Below are 20,362 nucleotides of genomic sequence, written 5' to 3'. Positions count from 1 at the left end.
GTTGAAGGGGTCGCCGAAAGTCGTGGGCTCGCCGGGCCTGGCAGTCGGGCGGGCCTTCGGCATGTGTGGGATCAGGCGGCCTTCGAGGCCGCAGCAGCCGGCGCTTCAGCCGCCTTGCGGGACTGCAAGCGGGCCGCAGCCGGCGCGAGGATCGGCCGGAGCCGGCGAATCAGGCCGACCTTGTCCTCGGACGGCGCGTTCGTGAAGTCGCGGACGGCCTCGTCGACGCCTTCGTGGATGTGCTCGATGGCCGCGTCGCCGAGGAGCGCCCGGCGCTGTTCGCGGGTCACGCGGCGGCCTCGATGGGGACGCGCTTGATGACGGTGCGCAGGTCAACGTCATATGCCTCAGCGAGGCGCATGGCCGAGTTCAGGTCAGGCTGGGTCTCGCCGTTGAGGATCCGATAGACGGACGATTCGGTGATCCCGGTCCGGCGGTAGATGGCGGCGCGGGTCTTGTCGCCGTGAAGCGCGGCGACTTCGAGGATCTTGGCGGTGTCCAGGCGGAACACGTACTCACCTCCCTCGGGGGGTGGTTGGCAGGGGTTGTCACTGGTGGAAGGGGGTTCCTTGCTCACGAGGGAGACTCTGTCATGAAAAACCCTCCCTCGCAAGGGAGGATGCAGGTCCGATAGGGGTGGGTTTTAGATGAACTTTCACGCAGTTTCGGGCGTGGCCTGCGTTAATGCAGGTAGGTGGCCCGATAGAGACTCTTGCGCCTCAGGGATTTTCTGGATACTCCCTAACTAGGGAGGTACAGTTTCGGAACATGACCGATGCGACCCCCACGCTCGCGCAGCGCTTCGCCGCCGTCGTCGTGCCCGCCGCCATACGCGCCGGCTACACCGGCCACGGCCGCCAAGCCCGCCTCGCACGCGCCACCGGCATGACCGAGAGCAGCATTGGCCGAATGTGGAACGGACAAGCCATCCCCGAGCCCCGCTTCTTCGAGCCCCTCGCCGAGGCTGTAGGCCTCCACCCTGCGGCTCTCTTCGTCGAAGCCGGGCTCATGTCCCGCGAATCTCTTCAGTCACTGTCCGAAACTGACCGATCGCAGGTAGGCTCTGACCTCACTCCGGAGGAAGTAGCCGACGGGCTCGGAATCCAGGACGAAGTGGGACGCCAGATGTTCTTCGCAACCATCGACCGTCTCAAGCGCCTGGAAGACGACCAGCCCACCGAGCGCAACAACCCCGGAGAGGCAGCAGCAGAAATGTGATCGGGGGATGCGCATGGGTCTCACGGGCGGAACACGAGCCACAGCCACAACAGGAGCGGCAGCCCTGCTCGCAGGAGCGGCAGTAACCCTCCATGCAGTAGTCCGCGGCGACCCAGCACAAGCCCTCGGCGGGCTCTGCCTGGCCATGGTCGCGCTCACGCTCATAGCTCTGCTCTTCATCCACCGCTGGTTCACCAACACCAGCGAAGAACGACGCGCCCTCGCCGACGCCACACGCGCCGCCGACGACGAGAGGAACCGTTACGTCTCCTTGGAAGCGGCCCTGGAAAACGAACACGGGCGCCGCACCCAAGCCGTAGCTGCCGAACGCGCCGCCCTCGCCGTCCGCCTGGCAACCGAAAGGGAGGCACTGCACTCCGAGTTCGAAGAGCGCCGCGCCTCCCTCATCGCGGAAACGATGGAAGCCACCGTCCGCATGTACCGCAACGGCAAGTTCGCGCCTCAGCCGGCCGTCAAGGGCAACCTCATTCCGTTCCCTCAGCAGCAGCCGGAGCGGGAGAGGTCGCGCGGACATAACGTGGTTGGTCCCTGAACCCGGGCTGCCCGAAGAACCGCAGCGTGACCCGGCCTGGCTCAATCGAGCGCACACCCCGAGCCCTCGCCCTGTTCAAACGGATGTTGACCACCGCCCGCAGCACCGTCCGCTGCTGCTCGATCGTCAACTCCTCGTCCCAGACCTCCTGAACATCCGGCCGGCCGACCAACCTGCGCACCAGCGGCGGCGCGTCCATCTCCTGAGCCTCGCGCCGCGCCGCCTCGATCTGCGGCACCAGCCGGTCCTCCTGAACCGCCAGCGACGCCAATGACAAGCGCGGCGTCACCCCGTCCTCCTTGAACGTCGCCGACATCTCCCGCGCCTCGTCCAACTGCCGCTGCAACGCCTTCTGCCGGGCGCGTGCCCGCTCGGCCCGCTTGCCCTGCTCGTCCGACTGGAACGCAGCCACCGCGGCCCGCGATCCCAGCCACTCCACGACCGCTTCCTCGACATACGCGTCGAGCTTGTCCTTGTTCATCTGCGAGTCGAACTTGGCCGAGCATCCGTACGTCAGATAGCCGCGCGACTTCCCCACACGCAGATGCGGGTGATCGTCACACTCGCCGCAGCGGGCGATCCCCGACAGCAGATGCTTCACCGCATAGTCCCGGACCGTGTTCCGCGACTCAGCCCCGATGATCTCCTGCACCTGCTCGAACAGCTCCTCCGGCACCAGCGCCGGCCACGTCGCCTCCCCGAAGTCCTCGCCGCGGTGCAGGCGGCGGCCCTTGTAGCCGACGTTCCGCAGCATGTTCGGCAAGTGGTAGTAGCCCCACTCCTGCCCCGGCGTCCGCTCGCCGCGCGTCCGAAGGTCCTGGAGGATCGAGTACTCGGTCTCACCCGCGGCGACCCGCTCGAAAACCTCCAGCACGATGGCGCTCTGCTCGGGGTGGGGGTACTGCTCGATGAGGTCGCCGGTGTCGGGGTCGTAGCGGCGTGCGTACCCGTAGAGGAGGCGGCCGTGGGGAAGACCTTTCTTGGCCTGGGCGCGGGTGGAGCGGAGTACGCGGTCGCGGATGCCTTCGGCTTCGTCCTCGGCGGCGATGGCATCTTGGGCGGTGGCTTTGCGGTCCTCGCGCTTGGAGAGGTCGTAGACCTGGCCGTTGTAGCAGAGCAGGACGTCGTTGGCCATGCAGGCGTTCCGCAGCCGGATGTATGCCTCGATGTCCCGGTAGTAGCGGGAGGCTTCGAAGGCGACGACGATGCGGCCCTTCTTCGCTTCGATGGCGGCGATGAGTGCCTCGAAGTCGTCGCGGGTCCGGCGGGCGTGGCGGGAAGCAGAGCGGTCGATGTCCCGGAAGGTTTCGGCGACGGGCCAGCCGTTGGCGTCGCAGAGTTCGTGTCCGGTGTCGAGCTGGTCGCCGACGCTGCGGCCCTTTTTGCGGGGGTCGCGGGAGGCGCGGCCGTAGAGCAGGGCGTGGAAGACCGTGTCTGGGTAGACCAGATGGAGGTATTCGGGCGCGATCGGCATGGCCTGAGGATAGCGACCGACTCACCTGTCCGGTACATATTCTCAGGGGCCAACTTCACGATTCTCTTGGCCCTGTTCATCGGACCGCCGGGATTGGCGCAGCGGGCCGAGCGACGGGGACTCGCACCACGGCTCGGCATCTCTCTGCGGGCGACCGCGCTGGCGGGTGGTGCGCTGACGCTCGGGTTCGTGATCGTGTGCCGGCCGGAACCCAGCGTGGTGCGGGCCGCCGCGTGCGGTGCGATCGCGCTGCTGGCCATCGCGACGGGACGCCGCAGGTCCCTCGTCCCCGCGCTGGCGACGGCGGTCCTGCTGCTGGTCCTGTACGACCCGTGGCTGGCCCGCAGTTACGGCTTCCTGCTGTCCGTCCTCGCGACCGGAGCGCTGCTCATCCTCGCCCCGCGCTGGAGCGCCGCGCTCCAGCGGCGCCGGGTGCCACCGCGTCCGGCCGAGGCGCTGGCCGCGGCGGGAGCCGCGCAGGCGGTGTGCGCGCCGGTCGTCGCCGTGCTGTCGGCCAAGGTGAGCCTGGTGGCGGTGCCGTGCAACCTGCTGGCGGAGTTCGCGGTGGCCCCGGCCACGGTGCTGGGGTTCGCCACCCTGGCGACGGCCCCGGTGGCGATGCCCGTCGCCGAGTGCTTTGCCTGGTGCGCGAGTTGGCCCGCCGGCTGGATCGCGGACATCGCCCGCACCGGGGCGTCGCTGCCCGGCGCGGGAGTGGACTGGCCGGGCAGCTGGACCGGTGCGCTGCTCCTCGTCCTGGTCACCGTGGTGGTCGTCCTGATCGGGCGGCGCCTCCTCAGCCATCCGTATCTGGTGGGTGCCTGCCTGCTGGCCTTTCTGTTGGTCGTGGTGCAGCCACCGCCCCTGACCAGGGTGATCACGGGGTGGCCGCCGCCGGGCTGGCACCTGGTGATGTGCGATGTGGGGCAAGGGGACGCGAGCGTCCTCGCGGCGGGCGACGGCGCCGGAGTGGTCGTGGACGCCGGTCCCGATCCGGTGTCGGTCGACCGCTGCCTCACGGCACTCGGCATCACCCGGATCCCGCTCGTGGTCCTCACCCACTTCCACGCCGACCACGTGATGGGGCTGCCGGGAGTGCTGCGAGGGCGTGCGGTGGGGGCGATCGCGGCGACCGGCTTCGAGGAGCCCGAGGAACAGGCCGAGTTCGTGCGCAGGGAGGCGGCGTACCGGCGGATCCCGCTGACCCGGGCCGTGGCGGGGGAGGAGCGCCGCACGGGCAGCCTCACCTGGCGGGTGCTGTGGCCACCGGCCGACGCCGCCGCACCGGACGGGCCGAACGACGCCAGCGTGACCATGCTCGTCCGCTCGGCCGGGCTGACCCTGCTGCTCCTGGGCGACCTGGAGCCACCGGGCCAGCGGGAACTGGCGGGATCACCGGAGGCCGCGGCGCTGGGAGCCGTGGACGTGGTGAAGGTCGCCCACCATGGTTCGGCCTACCAGGACCCTGGACTGATACGTGCGATGGCTCCACGGTTGGCCCTCATCTCGGTCGGCGCGGACAACCCGTAGGGCCTGTGACTGGCAGTTCTAGCACGTCGTCCCAGGCCAGCGCGAGACCCCAACAGGGGGAATCGGCCCCGAAAATGGGCGTGCGAGCGTCCCTGAAAGTGCCCGGCCACGTAATCTGATCAAGTCAAAAACAGTGCCCCGGCGGGAAGGGTGAAGGCTTCCGCACCGGGGCTAACCGACTGGATTGGAGTCGGCGTGACTGAGCCTATCGGCAGGCGCCTACCGTGGAACGGGCCAGCGGGACACGCAGAGTACGCAGTGCCCGGCGAAGGTGTTGACCTGATCGCGGATCGCACCGAAGCGCACATCATCAGCGCAGCGCGCAACGATGCCGCCTACGCGCTGACGATGGTCCAGCGGCCGGAGATCTCACGCGCTGAGCTTTGCTCGCTGGTCGAGAAACTGGCCGGAGCCGTGAAGGACGTCGCTGGCGTAGCAGAACTGCGCGGGGAACGGCTGAACGCTCCTGTGGCTGTGGCGCTGGCAGACGCTTTGCGCGGAGCCCTGAGCCAGCACTGAGGCAGCAAGGAGCCCCGTTTCACTCGCCAGCGTGGGAGAGCAAGTGAAACGGGGCAGTCTTCGGCGCTGGGCGCTCAGTCGTTCTCGCGGTACGGGTTGCCGTCAGTCGGAGTCACGCGCCAGAAAGTCTCCGTCGTGGCCTTGAACTGCCGGTGCGTCGGATTCAGCCCCGTGTGCTTCAACGTCCAGACCTCAACTGGCAAGCGGTCATTGTCAGTTGGCTGAGCCTGGGCCCCACACGTGATGCACTCGGCGGAGTAGATGCCCTGCGTAGCACCCTGGGCGGTTTCCGGCCCTAGCGTCCACTCAGCGGCCCTGATGATCGAGCGCGTCACAGCGTCCCCCTGCTACGTCGGTTCGCTTCGGCCAGCAGAGTGCGGAGTCTGCTTTCGCTGCCCCTGTGGCGCGGGCAGGCGCACGGTGGGTATTCGCTGGAGAGATCCGGCACGCTCGCAGGCTTCACCGTGTGCTGCGCGCGTACGAGGGTCTGAGCGCCTGTCTGCGGGTCGATCCGGTACACAGCGATGGTCATCACTGGGCACCACCCCAGGGCGCTTCCTGGGTCAGCGCGGAGCGCCTGTGCCTGCCTGGTGTGCGTCGCCGGAATGCGGCTCTCACTCGTTCGAGCGTTCGTGATAGACCCATGGTGACTGCCTGCCTTTCTCAGGTGGCCCACGCCCCCGGACGTTCGCAGCGTCGCGGGGGTACTTACGCTCCTCGACCCTTCCGCCCCAAAAAGCAGCGGCATAGCGGCCCCCTGTAGGCCAACTGTCGGCCAGACTTGAGGCATGGGCAGCGACATCGGGGCCAACATCCGGCGGTACCGCGAAGCGCGCGGGTGGAGTCAGGCACGTCTAGCGCATGAGGTCTGCCGTACCGCTGGGGTTGTTGGCGAACCAGTCGGGCGCCAAGAGATCAGCCGATGGGAGACGGGCAAGCGCACGCCCCGTGAATGGCTTCCGTTCCTCGCTGCTGCTCTCGGCGTACCCGTAGACACGCTGCGCGCGCCACAGAAGCCCGCTGAGCCGCCTTTGCCGACCCTCGCTGACTTCCTGCCCGAAGGTGACCCGCTAAGCCCGCTGAGTGCCCGTACAGGGCGCCGGATCAGCATGGGCCAGGTGGATGACCTACAGCAGCGAGTGCACGGGCTCAGGCTTGCCGACGACGTTCTAGCGGGAGGCGACCTAATCCGGCCTGCGCTGCGTGAACTCCGCTCCGCCGTGAAGCTGTACCGCGAAGGAACCCATACCAGCGAAGTAGGGCGCCGACTACTCAGGCAGATAGGGGAGTTGGCGCAGATTGCCGGATGGATTGCCAGCGACGCCGGCCAGCACAGTGAAGCTGAACGCATTTACCGGGTCGGAATCAGCGCAGCGAGGCAGGCGGAGGATCACACGCTTGCCGGGAACATAGCCGGATCGCTGGCCTACCAGATGAGCAACACTGGGCGGGAAATCGAGGGTGTCACGCTGGCACAAGCGGCGCTATATGACGCTGGCAGCGATGCCCCGCCGAAGGCACGCGCACTGTACCTCGACCGCGTGGCATGGGCGCATACGAAGGTCGGGGGAATCGACCATGCAAGGCAAGCGATGCGCGCGCTGGGGGAAGCCGGGCAAGCACTCAGCGAGGACAGCGCCGCAACGGAGTCACCCGCGTACCTGTATTGGGTGGACGCTGGCGAACTGCGGGTCATGGAATCACGCGTTTACACCGAGCTTCACCGGCCCTTGCGCGCTGTTCCCTTGCTCCGTGAAGTCCTCAGCGGCTACGACGCAACGCATACCCGCGAAATGGCTCTGTACCTCTCTTGGCTGGCCGTGGCGCTGGCCGATGCAAACGAGCCTGAGGAAGCGGCAACGGTAGCCGAGCGGGTCATTTCTCTCGGAGCTGACACCCTGTCAGAGCGAGTGGCGGAGCGAGTGCGTGTCATTCTCAGCCGCTTGGAGGATTACGCAGAAGTGCCGGAAGTCGCTGCCCTACTCGCTGAGCACCAGGCAGCCTGAAACACGAATACCCCTGCACTGGCCACCGAATGGCAGCGAGTGCAGGGGCTTGACTACGTGGTTGCAGCGAGTGCGGTTCGGATGCGCTGAGCGCGGGACTGACCGATACGCAACTCGGCTTGCAGCGTGCGCAGCGGTACGGGCTTGCCGTTGGCTGCATAGAGCTTCCGCGCATCCGGCAAGAGCGGGTCAGCGGAGTGCGCAGGCTTCGCAGCCGTAGGCGTCTGTACGGGCTTCGCAGGCTCTTGCGGCTCCGGGACCACTGGCGCAGGCTCCTGGGGCGCTGGCGGGGCGCTCAGCGGCTCATGTAGGGCGTGCACTCGGTACAGCACCAGGGGCGCAATCGCGCTGACAGCGATCACCAGCGGGACGGACACCGGAATGAGGTCTGCACTCACCAGATGCGCAGCCGCATTCACCAGCACCAGCGCAACCACAGCCGCAGCCACATCCCGCTGAACCTTGAATGCGCGGATGCACCAGACATCGAGTGCGGCCGGAACGCATCCCGCGACCCATTCGCCGTATCCGACTGCGCGCGCTAGCTCATACTCTGCGCTGGCCGTGGCAATCAGTGCAGCGAGTAGCGCAGCCGACCCGAGTAAGTCTCTTTTCTTGGCCATCTGGCGCCCCTCAGGCATGAAAATGCCCCCGAATCCAGTGAAATTCGGGGGCGATTGGCGGGTATTCGTGTCTAGTCGCGCTCGGGGCGCTGGTGTCGAATCGCCGGCTCGCAGCGCCAGGAACGTCCGGCAGTGCGCATTCGGTCTTCGTGGGCAGCGAAGGCTGTGAGGTGTGGGCAGTCCGACCAGCGGCATGCGGCGTGCTCGGCCCGGATGCGGTCTAGGCTCGGATCGTCGGTACCTAGCTTCATGTCAGTGAGGGCGTGAAAGATGCTCACGACGTACCCCAATCTGCTGTCACGCTGTGTTATGGCCAGACCGCTCCGCAGGTCACGGAACGGTAACGAACGGGGTCTTTGAACCGGGCGGACCTGACAGCGCCCTCCCCCGCGCTGTCCAATCCCAGTCGATCAGGGTCCCTCCCCCTACCCTGTGTAGTCACTCGACACAGTGAGTGATTATGGGTGAGACGCCAGTGACTACAGCGCGTGAGCTAATGGCCGAATGATTCGCCAGCGGTCTTCCGTGAATGGCATGGCTTACACAGCGCTTGCCAGTTGGCCGGGTCGAATGCGCGCGGACCTTGCAGCCCTAGCCCGTCGATGTGGTCTACCTCGCTGGCCGCTTTCCGCAATGGCTCAGGTTTGGCCGCGCATCGCTCGCTGACGCACAACGGATTCTCGCGCAGATAGGCACGACTGGCTATATCCCAGCGCTTACGGCGGGCCGATCCCGCGTTATAGCTGTCGCTGTAGCGCCTTCCCCTGCTATTGCTGCGCGCATGGGCTCTACAATTGCCCTTCCATGTGAGGCATGGACACCCATGAACGGGGCATGTCTGCATGGCGCCGCGAGAACCCTTGGGCCTTTCGCCAGGATCACAGGGCGGATGGTCGGCCAGCGGCTCAGGCTCAGCGGAATTCGGCACTGTGTCACGCCAATTACCGTCAGCGGGCAGGACCAAACCGCTTCGCAACATCGCAATGGCCACGTCGTCCGCTATCTCGATCTCATCGCCGCCCGAATAGGTCTCGCCGGCGAACACGAACTGACGACCGAAAGCGACTCGCAGTCGAACAGTCATGGCTTATCCCTTCCGCAGAGGGGCCCAGGTGTACGACCCAGGGCCCTTTGCTCAGCGGTTACGCGCCGGTCTTCCCTCGCGCAGCCGACTTACGGGGAGTAGTCGCAGGCTCGATTACCTCGACGCTCACGAGTTCTTCCCGCCGGACCATCCTGCGGAAGTGCGCAAGCTGTTCGCCGTTCTCATCGAGTGTCATTTGCACGGTCTGACCGGAGTTGTTCACGATTTCAACGGGCACGAGTGCCATGGATTCTCCTAATTGGTGTGGGAGAGGGCCCAGAAACGGTTTCTGGGCCCCGTTGCTGAGCGGCTAGTCCTTGCGCATCGGGATGGTGACGGCATTCCCGCTCGCGTCCAGCACGCGCCGCATTTCCACGCTGGCATCCGGATCGCCTACGCCGAGGTTCTTCATGTGCAGCCGCGCGTGCGCAATTCGGTCTTCGTCCCGTCCGGGCATGTACTTCGGCGCCCCGGTCTGCGACCGCACCACACCACGCTTCATGAGGCTCACGTAGACCAGCGTGTTGACCATCGCAGCGTGATTGCTACGCGCGGCCCGGAACGCATCCTCGGCCCTACGGAGCGCATCCTCAGCGGCGCCCAAGGCTTCGGACACTTCGCTTTCGGCCTGCGGCAGTACGGCGACCCATTGCCGATAGATCTCGCGGTCGCACTGGCGCACACGGTCAGCGAGGCCATTCACCAGGCCAACGGCCCTGCCTCGCGCAGCGGTTACCCGCGCTACTTCGCTGGGGATCTCGTCTGGGTCGGAGCCAGCCAGAACAGCCGCGCGGACGTTCGCAGCATCGCGAGCCTGAGCCGCTGTGATGTAGTCCTGGCGAAGCACATCGTCGTACTTGATCAGCGCATCGCCGTAGGCGTCATACGCCGTGTCGCGGGCGGCCAGAGCCTCAGCCAGCGCAGCGGGAATGGTGATTCCCTTCGGGATCAGGTCCATATCGGCTTCGGTGTACGTGATGTACAGGCTGTCGGTCATAGGAGAACCTCTCAGTGGTCGGTGGTGTAGGCAGGCGCCAGGGAAACGCCATGCGCGTAGGTCTCGGAGCTACCGGTTCGGCCACTCACGACCACGCCCACAGCTCTGAGCACCCCTTTCACGGCCCTGTACGTCACTCCGCCGGTCACGCCCATGTGCGCCAGCACGGCACGATGGACTGCGGGAATCGGAACTGTGTGGCCGGGCGCAGGGTCAAGCACAGCCGTGAGCGCACGTGCTATCTCGTCGGACATGGCTACCTCTCATCACATCGGAAAATTCGTATGTGGTCGGGTGGGCGGAACAGCGCGCAAGCGGGGGTGTCAGAAAAACGTGCACCGGTCTAAACCCTCTTAACGTGTTAGGGAGTTATGACCGGTGCACGATTTCTTTGCACCCTCCGCATGCGCTGTCGTCTACGCGCTCAGCGGCTGGCCGAAGATGTCTGACACCCCGTCATCACGCTGCGCTGTGTCGCTCGGCCGGTCGTCGGGGAACCGAATCCCGCCGTATACCCAACCGGCACCCTTCGTGCGGCGCTCGGTGATTCCCCGGTTGAGTAGGTGTTTCTTCACGCTGCTCGGGGAGTACTTCGCTGACTTATCGCCGTTGGCTTCCCGCCACTCCTTGAGCGCCCCGTTGAACGCCGTACGGGATACCTCACAGCCTTCGTCATACTCGAAGAGGTCGCCGACCAGAGCGCGCAGCGGATCAACTTCCGCTTTGTGCATCTCGGTTGCCTGCGTGACTTCGTCGATATCCGCCAGCCGGCCCGCTGCGTAATACGCGACAGCGCCACGGACGACCCATGCGGCGAACCCCTCGACTTCGGGGCCCTGAATCGTCGGCTCTAGTGCAGGGTCTACGCGGTCGCCCGTGAAGCTCTCGCCGAAGAGAATCGCCTTCGTACGAGCCCAGAGAGCGGCACCACCAGCGCTGAACTCAGGCAAGTGGTTGGTCGCCAGCACCAGCGTGAACGTAGGCGCGAAGGTGAACTCACGTCCGTACAGGTGTCGCGCCTGAATCCGATCGCCGCCCGTGTGGCGCTTCAGTCGCGCTGTGTTCATCGGCACGTCCGCTTCGCCCTCTTGGGCAACGACCATGCGCGCCCCGCGAAGTGCCGCTAGTTGCTCGGTGTGCGGTTCGCGGCCCCGCCCGCCTTCGTACAGCCCGAAATCGACTTCACGGACGATCTCAGGGCCGAACGCAGCTTGCATGGTCCGAACGGTCGTCCCCTTACCGTTGCGGCCCTGAGAGCCGTACCAGACCCCTAGAACGTGGTCGCGGACTTCGCCCGTGATGCACAGGCCGAGGAGCCGCTGATAGTAGCTCTGCACATCAGGCTTGCCGGGGAAGATTTCTTCGATGAACCGCTCCCAGCGAGGGGCCAGCGCATCGGGCACGTAATCGACCAGCGCGCACAGCGTCAGCATGTCCGCCGGATCATGGCTGCGCAGTTCGCCCGTGCGTAGGTCTACTGTGCCGTTCGGAAACGTCAGCAGATGGCGCGCTGTGTCGAAGTCATCGACGGTCGCCCGGAATTCAGGCCGCGCAGCCATTTCGCGGACGATGACAGAGCGCTCTCGGCCATTGAGCATTTTGCCCACCGCTGCGCCGGCCCAGCCCCGATCATCCTCGCTGTCACGCATGCGCTGAATCAGCACGTCTGACGCTTCGGTAATCGCCTGTAGGGCTGCGCCTTCGTCGCCGGTCGGTGCCCATATCTTACCCGTCCAGCGGTACCAGCCGAGTCCCGTGACGAACTTCAGCGAATGCGCGCTGTGCTCGGCGACGAACTTGGCGAAGTTGGCATGGCGCACTTCATGCGAGACGTTAATGTCCTTCGCAGTGCGCGCCCAGTAGGTGTCATTGAAGTCGGTCACAGGTAGTCCCTCGCAGCGTCAGCGTTCCGGTCAGCGCTGCGACGCTTGCGCGCTTCCTTCTGAGGGACTTCGAGCCCGTTCGCCGCATAGAGGGAGCGCTGAAACTCCGTAGCATCCGCTGTGGCCGCTGACAGCGCGAGTAGGGCGTGAACGTGCGAACTGGCGATCATGTGCGCCCGCTGTTCCCCGCTGTGCCTATAGCTCAGCGCTTCGCCGGATGTGGAGTGAACAATGTCGGGTTCATTGGCCGAAGCCAACAGCCCTTCGGCGCGCTGATAGTGCTCATAGCCGTTCATGAGGGTCGCCTTTGTGTGATGCCTCGCCAGCCAGCGGGATTGCGGGTCGGCGTAACCCACGCATGCAGCGCGGGAAGACAAAAAACGGCCCTATCCGGGGAGTCCGAACAGCGGGGCATCACTACCGCCGTGCAGACTCAACCCGGATAGGGCCGTTATTGGTGCGTGGTATCAACCGCCACGCTGCGGGGCCAAGGTGCGGACTGGAGTGATGCCATCCGCTGAGAAGCGCTGTGCGTCTCTACTGTGGAACTGTCATGTCGGGTACGCGAAGCGCTGTGCCCTGTCAGTAAGTAACTGTCGAGTCATGGACGCGAAGGCACGTTCGCGCTGGTCACACCAGTTATACGTATAACTCCAGCGCGCACGCGAGGGCCCCCGCCGGAAAGGTTCCCAGCGGGGGCCAGAGTGGGGCGCTCAGGCTCTGTGCCTGCGTGCCGGGGGTTCCTGGGCCAGTGCGGCCGGATCGCCGCAGAGAACTGCCTGTAGGGCCTCGATCCTGCCTACGCGCTGTCTGGTCAGTTCACTGGTGTCGCCCTCGAACTGAAGCTTGTACAGCGCGTTCAGCTTGCGGTCGAGATAGTTCCATTCCTCCTTGCGGAGCCGTACAGCATCGAACTCGTCCATTTCGGACTGGAACGCTTCACGCGTCGCCCATGACATAATGCTGTCTCCTCTTCAGTGAGGATGCCGGGGGTGTTCTGGATTGGCGTCTGTGCACCCCCGGCACCATTGGTTTCTAGCGCTCTGCCGATTCCAAGTCGGCGATCATTGCTACGTGGTCTGCCGCAGCGTCAGCGAAGAACGGCTGTCGTACTTCGAATTCGACCCGCCGCAGGTCAAGTGAGTGCCACCTACCGCGTGTTGCCCGCTTCACGATCAGGTGCGCCCCTGCCTCTTGCAGCATCCTCCGCTTCACTTCGGTGTCGGCTTCGGCCCACACGTCTGCGTAGGTCTTTCCGGTGCTGGTTACCTCAGTGCGCGGTTCGACCTTTTCGCGGCCTTCAAGCTCAGCGAGTCGCGCGTCAAGGGCATCTGCGCGCCTCTGCCACGCTGACTGGGCCGCAGTCGATTTCTGGCGCCCTTGCTGTGCCTGGTGGTCTTCGAACTCGGCGAGAGTGGCGTCAATCTCGGGTTGCGGGTCATAGCCCGGAATGGTGCGGTGCTGTGTCACTTCCAGTGAACCGAGTAGCCGCAGAAATTCACCCTCTACGTACTCGTCCGCCCATTCGCGCTTGATGATGGATTGTGCTTTGCACACCACACCCTTGATGTGCGCTGAGCACTTATAGGTTGCTGTCTTGCTGGTGCTCTTACTCGTGCTGGACGGGACGTGAAGGTACATGCGTTCGCCGCATCCATCGCAGTGAATTACGCGGAGGAGGAGCGCCACAGTGTCACTTCGGTCTACTTTCTTGTGTGAGCGCTCAGCCAGCGCAGCGCCGATGATGTCGAATTCCTCGCGGGTGAGGATCGGCTCAGCAGTCGCCATGACCGGCGCGCCCTTGTCATCCCGTACCGGGTTGGCCCCGTGGATCTTCCACCCCATAAGGCGCTCGGATGTGAGAAGTTCCTTGACGCTGCTGTGCAGCCAGCCGAAGCGGTCGCGTGTGACAGTCTCGCCAGGACTCCCGCCGGTCTTCCCCCCTGTCTGGCGACCCTTTTTCATGCTCCAGTGGTCGCGCGGTGAAAGAATCCCATCGGCGTTCAGCCCCCTTGCGATGGCCGCAGTGCTCTTTCCGAGGATTCCCGCGCTGGGATCGCCCATGAGTTCCCGCATGATGCGTTCAAGGACTGCAACGGCTTCCGGATCCTGAACCAGCGTCCATCCCCCGCCTTCGAGCGGAGCCGGCATATAGCCATACGGCGGACGGGAACCGCGCCAGCGAAGCGGCATGACGCGCATTGCTGCCTGGGCGCCGGTTACGCGCTCACGAATTGCCTGCGCTTCCATCTGGGCCGCAAAGGCGAACAGCGTGACCATGAGCTGTGCCATGGGGTCCAGCGGGTTGCGGAAGTCCAGCACCAGGCGCCCGCCGGGACCTTCGGCGAACACGATCATTTTGCGGTTCTCGCGGGCCCACAGCGACAGCGTATGCATGTCGTCCATGGACCGAACTGCGCGGTCAAAACGCCAAAATACCAGCGCATCAAAGTCGTTCGGGCGGCGAAGCCATGCACCCAATTCGGGGCGCTCGAACGGCGTGGTCTTGCTGGCGCTTACGCCGAGATCGACGGCTTCACGGTCGGCAAGGTCGATCCCCAGCGATGCGGCGGCGACCTGATTGGCTTCGCGCTGACGCTCGGGGCTAGTCGTTTCGTCGGTCAGGACACTGAGGCGGAGCGCAGACACGCCCCTGAGAAGAGGGTTCATGCGCCCGCTCTGTCCTGTGGTGCACGCGGGGCCGCTGTGAGTGTTCATACGCGTGCTCTGTTGAGTCGGGTACGCGGGGCCGCTGACCTGCGGCGATGCAGCCATGCCAGGTGTCTCCTTGAACTACCAGTCGGAGACCCTTCGGAAACCCGTACGGCCACCCGGCGCCCAGTACGGTCGCCGCGCTGCGGGCCGGGGGCGCCACGGTGCTGCGTACGGACGAGGACGGCGCGATCGCTGTCGCGGGTACGGCGAAGGAGTTGCTCGTGGCGCGAGACTGACCTCATGGACACTGCGGAGCTTGACGCCTACCTTCGCCGCCTCGGAGCCGAGCGGCCGGCCCGGCCCACGGCCGACGTGCTGCGTGAACTGCACCTGCGCCATCTGCGGGCGGTGCCGTTCGAGAACCTGTCGATCCACCTGGGTGAGGAGATCGTCCTGGAGGAGAAGCTGCTGCTGGACAAGGTGGTGGGGCGACGCAGAGGCGGGTTCTGTTACGAACTGAACGGGTTGTTCGGGGCACTGCTCGCGGCGCTCGGGTTCGACGTGACGCTGCTCGCGGCGCGGGTGTACGGCGAGCAGGAGCGGCTCGGCATCCCGTACGACCATCTCGCGCTGCGGGTGGGGACGGTGGACGGGGGTGACTGGCTGGTCGATGTCGGGTTCGGGGCGAACAGCCACTGTCCGCTGGAGTTCGGGAATCGGGGGGAGCAGAAGGATCCGGGAGGCACGTTCCGGGTGGCCGAGGCGGACCGGCAGAGCGGGGGGCGGGAGTTCGGGGACCTGGACGTGTTCCGGGACGGCAAGCCGCAGTACCGGCTGGAGGTGCGGCCGAGGGTCCTCGGGGACTTCGTGGCCGGGGCCTGGTGGCACAGCACCTCACCGGCCTCCCACTTCACCCGGTCCCTCGTCTGCTCCCGGGTCGCCGAGGACGGCGGCCGCGTCACCCTCAGCGGCCGCACCCTCACGGTCACCTCGGCGGAGGGCGACCGGGAGGTGACCGAGCCGGCGACGGACGGGGAGGTGCTGGCCGTGTACCGGGAGCGGTTCGGGATCGAGTTGGGGCGGGTGCCGGAGGTGGGGGACGGGAGGGGGAGCTTGGGGTAGGGCGGGGGAGGAGGGTGGGGGGAGGGGGAGGGGAGGGGCCCCGGAGGAGCAGGGGGAGGGCGGACGGAAAATGGGGGCGTGAGCGATGTGAGACATGTGTTGGTGCTGCCTGATCGTGACGCGGCCGAGGCGGCGGCGGAGGCGCTCGGGGAGCGGTTCGGGCTGGACGAGGAGCCGCAGCTGGTGCGGGACGCGCTGGCGGGGGAGGACGACGCCGAGGACGCGCAGTGGCTGTTGGTGCTGCGGGACGAGCGGGGGCGGCTCGATCCGGTGGCGTTGGACGAGTTCGCGGGGGAGTGGGAGGGGTGGCGGGAGGAGCCGTGACGCCCCGGTGTCGGGAGGAGCCGTGACGCCCCGGTGGCCGGGGAGCGTCGGGGAGTGCGGGGATGGTTCGGCGGCTGCTGGTCGGTGGGGGTGTCCGCGCGGTTCCCTGCGCTGTTCCGGGGTGCCGGTGCCGGTGCCGGTGCCGGTGCCGGTGCCGGTGGCTCTGCCGTGCGGGGCGGGGTGGGTTGTCAGTGGGGCGTGGGATGCTTTCCGGGATGGCCAAGAAGACTGCGAATGACGATCCTCTCGCCCCCGTGACGCTTGCCGTGGGGCAGGAGGAGCTGCTGCTCGACCGTGCCGTGCAGGTGGTGGTGGCCGCCGCGCGGGCCGCGGACGCCGACACGGACGTACGGGATCTGTCCTCGGACCAGTTGCAGCCCGGCACGCTGGCCGAGCTGACGAGTCCGTCGCTCTTCGCGGAGCGGAAGGTCGTGGTCGTACGCAATGCGCAGGATCTGGCGGCCGACACCGTCAAGGACGTGAAGGCGTATCTGGGGGCCCCTGCCGAGGAGATCACCCTGGTGCTGTTGCACGCGGGGGGTGCCAAGGGGAAGGCGCTGCTGGACGCGGCGCGCAAGGTGGGGGCGCGGGAGGTGGCGTGCCCGAAGATGACGAAGCCGGGGGATCGGCTGGCGTTCGTGCGGGGGGAGTTCCGCACGCTCGGGCGGTCCGCGACACCCGAGGCGTGCCAGGCGCTCGTCGACGCGATCGGGAGTGATCTGCGGGAGCTGGCGGCCGCGGCGTCGCAGTTGGTCGCGGATGTCGAGGGGACGATCGACGAGGCGGTGGTCGGGCGGTACTACACGGGGCGGGCCGAGGCATCGAGCTTCGAGGTGGCCGACCGGGCCGTCGAGGGGCGGACGGCGGAGGCGTTGGAGGCGCTGCGGTGGTCGTTGGCGACGGGGGTGGCGCCGGTGTTGATCACCAGTGCGTTGGCTCAGGGGGTGCGGGCGATCGGGAAGCTGTCGTCGGCGCGGGGTGGGCGGCCGGGGGATCTTGCGCGGGAGCTGGGGATGCCGCCGTGGAAGATCGATCGGGTGCGGCAGCAGATGCGGGGGTGGACGCCGGACGGGGTGGCTGTGGCGTTGCGGGCGGTGGCTGAGGCGGATGCGGGGGTGAAGGGTGGGGGGGATGATCCCGAGTACGCGTTGGAGAAGGCGGTTGTGGTGATCGCTCGGGCGGCTCGGTCTCGTCGGGGCTGAGTTCTTCGCCCCCGCCGCCCCTACCCGTCCCATCCCCAGGGGCGCTGCCCCTTCTACCCCGGGAGGGTGGGAGGAGCGTGGGGGGAGGGGGAGGGGGCGTCTGTGCGTGGGCGGGTGCGGGAGCGTCGGGGCTTGTCGCGCAGTTCCCCGCGCCCCTGAAAGCCTGCGGTGCTCCACGTCCTGCGAGCATGCCGCTCCCTGGGCTCACGCAAGCCCGCCGATCCCCCCATCGCAGAGAAGCCCCGCAGCTCTCGCAGTAGGAGTCTCACCGCCCCCCCGCCACAGAGAAGCCCTGTAGCTCCCTCTGGCGGACGCCGATCTCGCTGCCGAGACACCCTGCGCCCCTTCTCCGCGCAATCCCGCCGATCCCCCACGGCAGAGAAGCCGCGCGGTTCCCTCAGCCGGGAAAGCCGCCGACCCCGCTCCCAGAAGCCCTGAGCCCGTGCGTGCCTGGGGAACCGCCGTCCCCGCTCCCGAGAACCCCTCCCGCCGTCTCTGTCGACGGGCAGGTATGACGGAAGCCCCGTCTCCGTCCCTGGGGAAGGGATGGGGGCGGGGCCTCGGTCAATGCTTGTGGACCTGTACCCGCGTGGCGAACGCAGGCCGCGTACGGGTCCGGGGTGCCGGGTGGGAGCGGAGAGAGAGGGCCCGCTCTGGGTCCAGCCGGCGGTCAGATCAAAGGGGAGCTCAGCCCTTGAGGGCCACGACCTTGGAAGCAAGCGCCGACTTCTTGTTGGCGGCCTGGTTCTTGTGGATGACGCCCTTCGAGACGGCCTTGTCGAGCTGGCGCGCGGCAGCGCGCTGGTACTCGGTGGCCTTCTCGACGTCACCCGCGGCAGCGGCCTCGCGAGCCTTGCGGATCGCGGTCTTGAGCGACGACTTGACGGCCTTGTTGCGAAGGCGCGCCTTCTCGTTGGTCTTGTTCCGCTTGATCTGGGACTTGATGTTCGCCACGAATGAGCCTTTTCAGCTACAGGTGTGCGAGACCGTGGAGGTCGTGCAGGACACGCCGCGCACGCCTCGGACACCGTTTGATTTCCTAGGGACGTGTCTCCTGCTGAGAGGGCATGAGACACAGCCGCCCACGCTACCAGCCGCCCACGGGTCGGCCCAAACCGGTCGCAGTTCTCCGCCCGTGGGACCATGGTGCCTACGTACAAGACCCGCTAGATCCGACCCGAGACCGCAGACGGCTGCGGACACCTCAAGAATCAGGACCCTGCGTGCCCGCGATCCCTAGCCATGTGCCCGAGCCGAGCCGTACCGACCCGGCTCTGATCCGCAACTTCTGCATCATCGCGCACATCGACCACGGCAAGTCCACGCTCGCCGACCGGATGCTCCAGCTGACCGGTGTGGTCGAGCAGCGGCAGATGCGTGCTCAGTACCTCGACCGCATGGACATCGAGCGTGAGCGTGGCATCACGATCAAGTCCCAGGCGGTGCGTCTGCCCTGGGCGCCGACCGATGATCCGGGCACCACGCACATCCTCAACATGATCGACACCCCTGGGCACGTCGACTTCACGTACGAGGTCTCGCGGTCGCTGGCGGCCTGCGAGGGGACGGTCCTCCTCGTCGACGCGGCTCAGGGCATCGAGGCCCAGACCCTCGCCAACCTCTACCTGGCGATGGAGAACGACCTCAAGATCATCCCCGTGCTGAACAAGATCGACCTGCCGGCCGCCCAGCCGGAGAAGTTCAGCGAGGAGCTCGCCAACCTCATCGGCTGTGACCCGGCGGACGTGCTCAAGGTCTCCGCCAAGACCGGTCTGGGCGTCGAGGCGCTGCTGGACCGGGTCGTCGCCGAGGTCCCGGCCCCGGTCGGCGTCCAGGACGCGCCCGCGCGGGCCATGATCTTCGACTCGGTGTACGACTCCTACCGCGGTGTCGTGACGTACGTGCGTGTCATCGACGGGCAGCTCAACAAGCGTGAGCGGATCCGCATGATGTCCACCGGCGCGACCCACGAGCTGCTGGAGATCGGCGTCTCGGCCCCAGAGATGAAGGCGGCCGACGGCCTCGGGGTCGGTGAGGTCGGCTATCTGATCACCGGTGTGAAGGACGTCCGTCAGTCCAAGGTCGGTGACACGATCACCACCCTGCACAAGGGTGCCACCGAGGCGCTCGGCGGTTACAAGGACCCGAAGCCGATGGTCTTCTCGGGTCTGTATCCGCTGGACGGCTCCGACTACCCCGAGCTGCGCGACGCCCTCGACAAGCTCCAGCTCAACGATGCCGCGCTGGTGTACGAGCCGGAGACCTCCGCCGCGCTCGGCTTCGGTTTCCGCGTCGGCTTCCTCGGTCTGCTGCACCTGGACGTGATCCGTGAGCGGCTGGAGCGCGAGTTCGGGCTCGATCTGATCGCCACCGCGCCGAACGTGGTCTACCGCGTCGTCATGGAGGACGGCGCGGAGCACACGGTCACCAACCCGAGCGAGTTCCCCGAGGGGAAGATCGACGCCGTGTACGAGCCCGTCGTACGCGCCACGATCCTCGCGCCCTCCGAGTTCATCGGCTCGATCATGGAGCTGTGCCAGACCCGGCGCGGCACCCTGCTCGGCATGGACTACCTCTCCGAGGACCGGGTCGAGATCCGCTACACGCTCCCGCTCGCGGAGATCGTCTTCGACTTCTTCGACCAGCTGAAGTCGAAGACGCGCGGCTATGCCTCCCTGGACTACGAGCCCACCGGTGAGCAGAGCTCCAGCCTGGTCAAGGTCGACATCCTGCTGCACGGCGACAAGGTGGACGCCTTCTCGGCCGTCACCCACAAGGACGCCGCCTACGCCTACGGTGTGCGGCTCGTGGCCAAGCTGCGCGAGCTGATCCCGCGGCAGGCCTTCGAGGTGCCCATCCAGGCCGCGATCGGGTCGCGGGTCATCGCCCGCGAGACCATCCGCGCCATCCGCAAGGACGTCCTCGCCAAGTGCTACGGCGGTGACATCTCCCGGAAGCGGAAGCTGCTGGAGAAGCAGAAGGAGGGCAAGAAGCGGATGAAGATGGTGGGCTCTGTGGAGGTTCCGCAGGAGGCCTTCATCGCCGTTCTGTCCAGCGACGACAGCGCCGGCAGCGGCAAGGGCAAGAAGTAGCCACCGGGCGGCGGGGGCCCCGGTCCGCGGGGTGACCGCTGTTACCCCCGGAAACTCGGGCATGATGCGGGCCCGTCGCG

The 20,362-nt window shown here is 66.7% G+C and carries 22 protein-coding genes and 1 pseudogene; 9 read left to right on the top strand and 14 right to left on the bottom strand.

Going from position 1 to position 20,362, the window contains the following annotated elements:
- Positions 1-71: 71 nt before the first annotated feature.
- The gene (locus H4687_RS16135) at positions 72-290 is read right to left on the bottom strand and encodes a hypothetical protein (RefSeq protein WP_046916293.1); all 219 of its coding nucleotides are present in this window, start codon (positions 288-290) and stop codon (positions 72-74) included.
- Positions 287-511 carry a helix-turn-helix domain-containing protein gene (locus tag H4687_RS16130; RefSeq protein ID WP_046916292.1) on the bottom strand — a complete coding sequence of 75 codons (225 nt, stop codon included), beginning with the start codon at positions 509-511 and terminating at the stop codon, positions 287-289. The genes H4687_RS16135 and H4687_RS16130 overlap by 4 nt, the downstream gene beginning before the upstream one ends.
- A 257-nt stretch (positions 512-768) precedes the next feature.
- Between H4687_RS16130 and H4687_RS16125 the strand changes: the two genes are divergently transcribed.
- Together H4687_RS16125 and H4687_RS16120 are read left to right on the top strand one after the other, a co-directional pair.
- Positions 769-1,218 carry a helix-turn-helix domain-containing protein gene (locus H4687_RS16125; protein ID WP_046916291.1) on the top strand — a complete coding sequence of 150 codons (450 nt, stop codon included), beginning with the start codon at positions 769-771 and terminating at the stop codon, positions 1,216-1,218.
- Between the two features lie 145 nt (positions 1,219-1,363).
- Positions 1,364-1,771 carry a hypothetical protein gene (locus H4687_RS16120; protein WP_078907151.1) on the top strand — a complete coding sequence of 136 codons (408 nt, stop codon included), beginning with the start codon at positions 1,364-1,366 and terminating at the stop codon, positions 1,769-1,771.
- On the opposite strand, the gene H4687_RS48500 is transcribed toward H4687_RS16120, so the two are convergent.
- Both H4687_RS48500 and H4687_RS48495 read right to left on the bottom strand, forming a co-directional pair.
- Positions 1,704-2,681, bottom strand: a complete 978-nt coding sequence (locus tag H4687_RS48500; RefSeq protein WP_404819312.1) for a recombinase family protein — start codon at positions 2,679-2,681, stop codon at positions 1,704-1,706. The genes H4687_RS16120 and H4687_RS48500 overlap by 68 nt on opposite strands.
- A gap of 123 nt (positions 2,682-2,804) precedes the next feature.
- Positions 2,805-3,128, bottom strand: a pseudogene (locus tag H4687_RS48495) (recombinase family protein); the annotation flags it as partial.
- On the opposite strand from H4687_RS48495, the gene H4687_RS16110 reads away from it, so the two are divergent.
- Together H4687_RS16110 and H4687_RS16105 are read left to right on the top strand one after the other, a co-directional pair.
- Complete coding sequence (locus H4687_RS16110; protein WP_404819276.1) at positions 3,042-4,775, top strand: ComEC/Rec2 family competence protein; 1,734 nt, start codon at positions 3,042-3,044, stop codon at positions 4,773-4,775. The pseudogene H4687_RS48495 and the gene H4687_RS16110 sit on opposite strands and share 87 nt — an antisense overlap.
- Positions 4,776-5,033: 258 nt before the next feature.
- Entirely contained in the window at positions 5,034-5,294 is a 261-nt protein-coding gene (locus H4687_RS16105; protein WP_046916290.1) for a hypothetical protein, read from the top strand.
- Positions 5,295-5,368: 74 nt separating this feature from the next.
- On the opposite strand, the gene H4687_RS48700 is transcribed toward H4687_RS16105, so the two are convergent.
- A complete protein-coding gene (locus tag H4687_RS48700) occupies positions 5,369-5,629 on the bottom strand; it encodes a DUF7848 domain-containing protein (protein ID WP_046916289.1) in 261 nt (86 codons plus the stop codon).
- Between the two features lie 453 nt (positions 5,630-6,082).
- On the opposite strand from H4687_RS48700, the gene H4687_RS16100 reads away from it, so the two are divergent.
- The gene (locus H4687_RS16100) at positions 6,083-7,300 is read left to right on the top strand and encodes a helix-turn-helix domain-containing protein (RefSeq protein ID WP_046916288.1); all 1,218 of its coding nucleotides are present in this window, start codon (positions 6,083-6,085) and stop codon (positions 7,298-7,300) included.
- A 53-nt stretch (positions 7,301-7,353) separates the two neighbouring features.
- On the opposite strand, the gene H4687_RS16095 is transcribed toward H4687_RS16100, so the two are convergent.
- The 8 genes from H4687_RS16095 to H4687_RS16060 form a co-directional block, all read right to left on the bottom strand.
- The gene (locus H4687_RS16095; RefSeq protein ID WP_159026182.1) at positions 7,354-7,923 is read right to left on the bottom strand and encodes a hypothetical protein; all 570 of its coding nucleotides are present in this window, start codon (positions 7,921-7,923) and stop codon (positions 7,354-7,356) included.
- Between the two features lie 493 nt (positions 7,924-8,416).
- Positions 8,417-8,767, bottom strand: a complete 351-nt coding sequence (locus tag H4687_RS16090; RefSeq protein ID WP_078907181.1) for an HNH endonuclease signature motif containing protein — start codon at positions 8,765-8,767, stop codon at positions 8,417-8,419.
- Positions 8,768-9,065: 298 nt separating this feature from the next.
- Complete coding sequence (locus H4687_RS16085) at positions 9,066-9,254, bottom strand: hypothetical protein (protein WP_046916287.1); 189 nt, start codon at positions 9,252-9,254, stop codon at positions 9,066-9,068.
- Positions 9,255-9,317: 63 nt separating this feature from the next.
- Positions 9,318-10,004 (bottom strand): hypothetical protein, encoded by a 687-nt coding sequence (locus H4687_RS16080; protein ID WP_046916286.1) that lies wholly within the window; start codon positions 10,002-10,004, stop codon positions 9,318-9,320.
- A gap of 416 nt (positions 10,005-10,420) precedes the next feature.
- Entirely contained in the window at positions 10,421-11,887 is a 1,467-nt protein-coding gene (locus H4687_RS16075) for a DNA primase family protein (protein ID WP_050398235.1), read from the bottom strand.
- Positions 11,884-12,183: a hypothetical protein gene (locus H4687_RS16070; protein ID WP_159026181.1), complete on the bottom strand. Its 300-nt coding sequence runs from the start codon at positions 12,181-12,183 to the stop codon at positions 11,884-11,886. The genes H4687_RS16075 and H4687_RS16070 overlap by 4 nt, the downstream gene beginning before the upstream one ends.
- A 417-nt stretch (positions 12,184-12,600) precedes the next feature.
- Complete coding sequence (locus H4687_RS16065) at positions 12,601-12,846, bottom strand: hypothetical protein (protein ID WP_046916284.1); 246 nt, start codon at positions 12,844-12,846, stop codon at positions 12,601-12,603.
- 76 nt (positions 12,847-12,922) lie between these two features.
- On the bottom strand, positions 12,923-14,557 hold the full coding sequence (locus H4687_RS16060; protein ID WP_046916283.1) for a recombinase family protein: 1,635 nt from the start codon (positions 14,555-14,557) through the stop codon (positions 12,923-12,925).
- 285 nt (positions 14,558-14,842) lie between these two features.
- Here H4687_RS16060 and H4687_RS16055 point away from each other — a divergent pair, with 285 nt between their 5' ends.
- From H4687_RS16055 to holA, 3 genes are all read left to right on the top strand, one after another.
- Positions 14,843-15,664 carry an arylamine N-acetyltransferase family protein gene (locus H4687_RS16055; RefSeq protein WP_050398236.1) on the top strand — a complete coding sequence of 274 codons (822 nt, stop codon included), beginning with the start codon at positions 14,843-14,845 and terminating at the stop codon, positions 15,662-15,664.
- A 78-nt stretch (positions 15,665-15,742) separates the two neighbouring features.
- The gene (locus tag H4687_RS16050; protein WP_078595581.1) at positions 15,743-15,988 is read left to right on the top strand and encodes a hypothetical protein; all 246 of its coding nucleotides are present in this window, start codon (positions 15,743-15,745) and stop codon (positions 15,986-15,988) included.
- Positions 15,989-16,203: 215 nt separating this feature from the next.
- Positions 16,204-17,190 carry a DNA polymerase III subunit delta gene (holA, locus tag H4687_RS16045; RefSeq protein WP_192781679.1) on the top strand — a complete coding sequence of 329 codons (987 nt, stop codon included), beginning with the start codon at positions 16,204-16,206 and terminating at the stop codon, positions 17,188-17,190.
- A gap of 687 nt (positions 17,191-17,877) precedes the next feature.
- Here holA and rpsT read toward each other — a convergent pair.
- Positions 17,878-18,144 (bottom strand): 30S ribosomal protein S20, encoded by a 267-nt coding sequence (gene rpsT / locus H4687_RS16040; RefSeq protein ID WP_005479277.1) that lies wholly within the window; start codon positions 18,142-18,144, stop codon positions 17,878-17,880.
- Positions 18,145-18,413: 269 nt separating this feature from the next.
- Between rpsT and lepA the strand changes: the two genes are divergently transcribed.
- Positions 18,414-20,282, top strand: coding sequence for a translation elongation factor 4 (gene lepA, locus H4687_RS16035; RefSeq protein WP_046919680.1), 1,869 nt, complete (start codon positions 18,414-18,416; stop codon positions 20,280-20,282).
- The last annotated feature ends 80 nt before the right edge of the window (positions 20,283-20,362 follow it).

The sequence above is a fragment of the Streptomyces stelliscabiei genome (genome assembly GCF_014873495.1).
Lineage (GTDB): Bacteria > Actinomycetota > Actinomycetes > Streptomycetales > Streptomycetaceae > Streptomyces > Streptomyces bottropensis.
Note: the sequence above shows the minus strand (reverse complement) of the source record. Positions and strands in the feature narration are given on the sequence as shown.

Coding starts and splice junctions, on each gene's coding strand:
- H4687_RS16125 (WP_046916291.1), top strand. CDS start 769: ATGACCGATGCGACCCCCACGCTCGCGCAGCGCTTCGCCGCCGTCGTC.
- H4687_RS16120 (WP_078907151.1), top strand. CDS start 1,364: ATGGTCGCGCTCACGCTCATAGCTCTGCTCTTCATCCACCGCTGGTTC.
- H4687_RS16100 (WP_046916288.1), top strand. CDS start 6,083: ATGGGCAGCGACATCGGGGCCAACATCCGGCGGTACCGCGAAGCGCGC.
- H4687_RS16095 (WP_159026182.1), bottom strand. CDS start 7,923: ATGGCCAAGAAAAGAGACTTACTCGGGTCGGCTGCGCTACTCGCTGCA.
- H4687_RS16090 (WP_078907181.1), bottom strand. CDS start 8,767: ATGCAGACATGCCCCGTTCATGGGTGTCCATGCCTCACATGGAAGGGC.
- H4687_RS16085 (WP_046916287.1), bottom strand. CDS start 9,254: ATGGCACTCGTGCCCGTTGAAATCGTGAACAACTCCGGTCAGACCGTG.
- H4687_RS16080 (WP_046916286.1), bottom strand. CDS start 10,004: ATGACCGACAGCCTGTACATCACGTACACCGAAGCCGATATGGACCTG.
- H4687_RS16070 (WP_159026181.1), bottom strand. CDS start 12,183: ATGAACGGCTATGAGCACTATCAGCGCGCCGAAGGGCTGTTGGCTTCG.
- H4687_RS16065 (WP_046916284.1), bottom strand. CDS start 12,846: ATGTCATGGGCGACGCGTGAAGCGTTCCAGTCCGAAATGGACGAGTTC.
- H4687_RS16060 (WP_046916283.1), bottom strand. CDS start 14,557: ATGAACCCTCTTCTCAGGGGCGTGTCTGCGCTCCGCCTCAGTGTCCTG.
- H4687_RS16055 (WP_050398236.1), top strand. CDS start 14,843: ATGGACACTGCGGAGCTTGACGCCTACCTTCGCCGCCTCGGAGCCGAG.
- holA (WP_192781679.1), top strand. CDS start 16,204: ATGGCCAAGAAGACTGCGAATGACGATCCTCTCGCCCCCGTGACGCTT.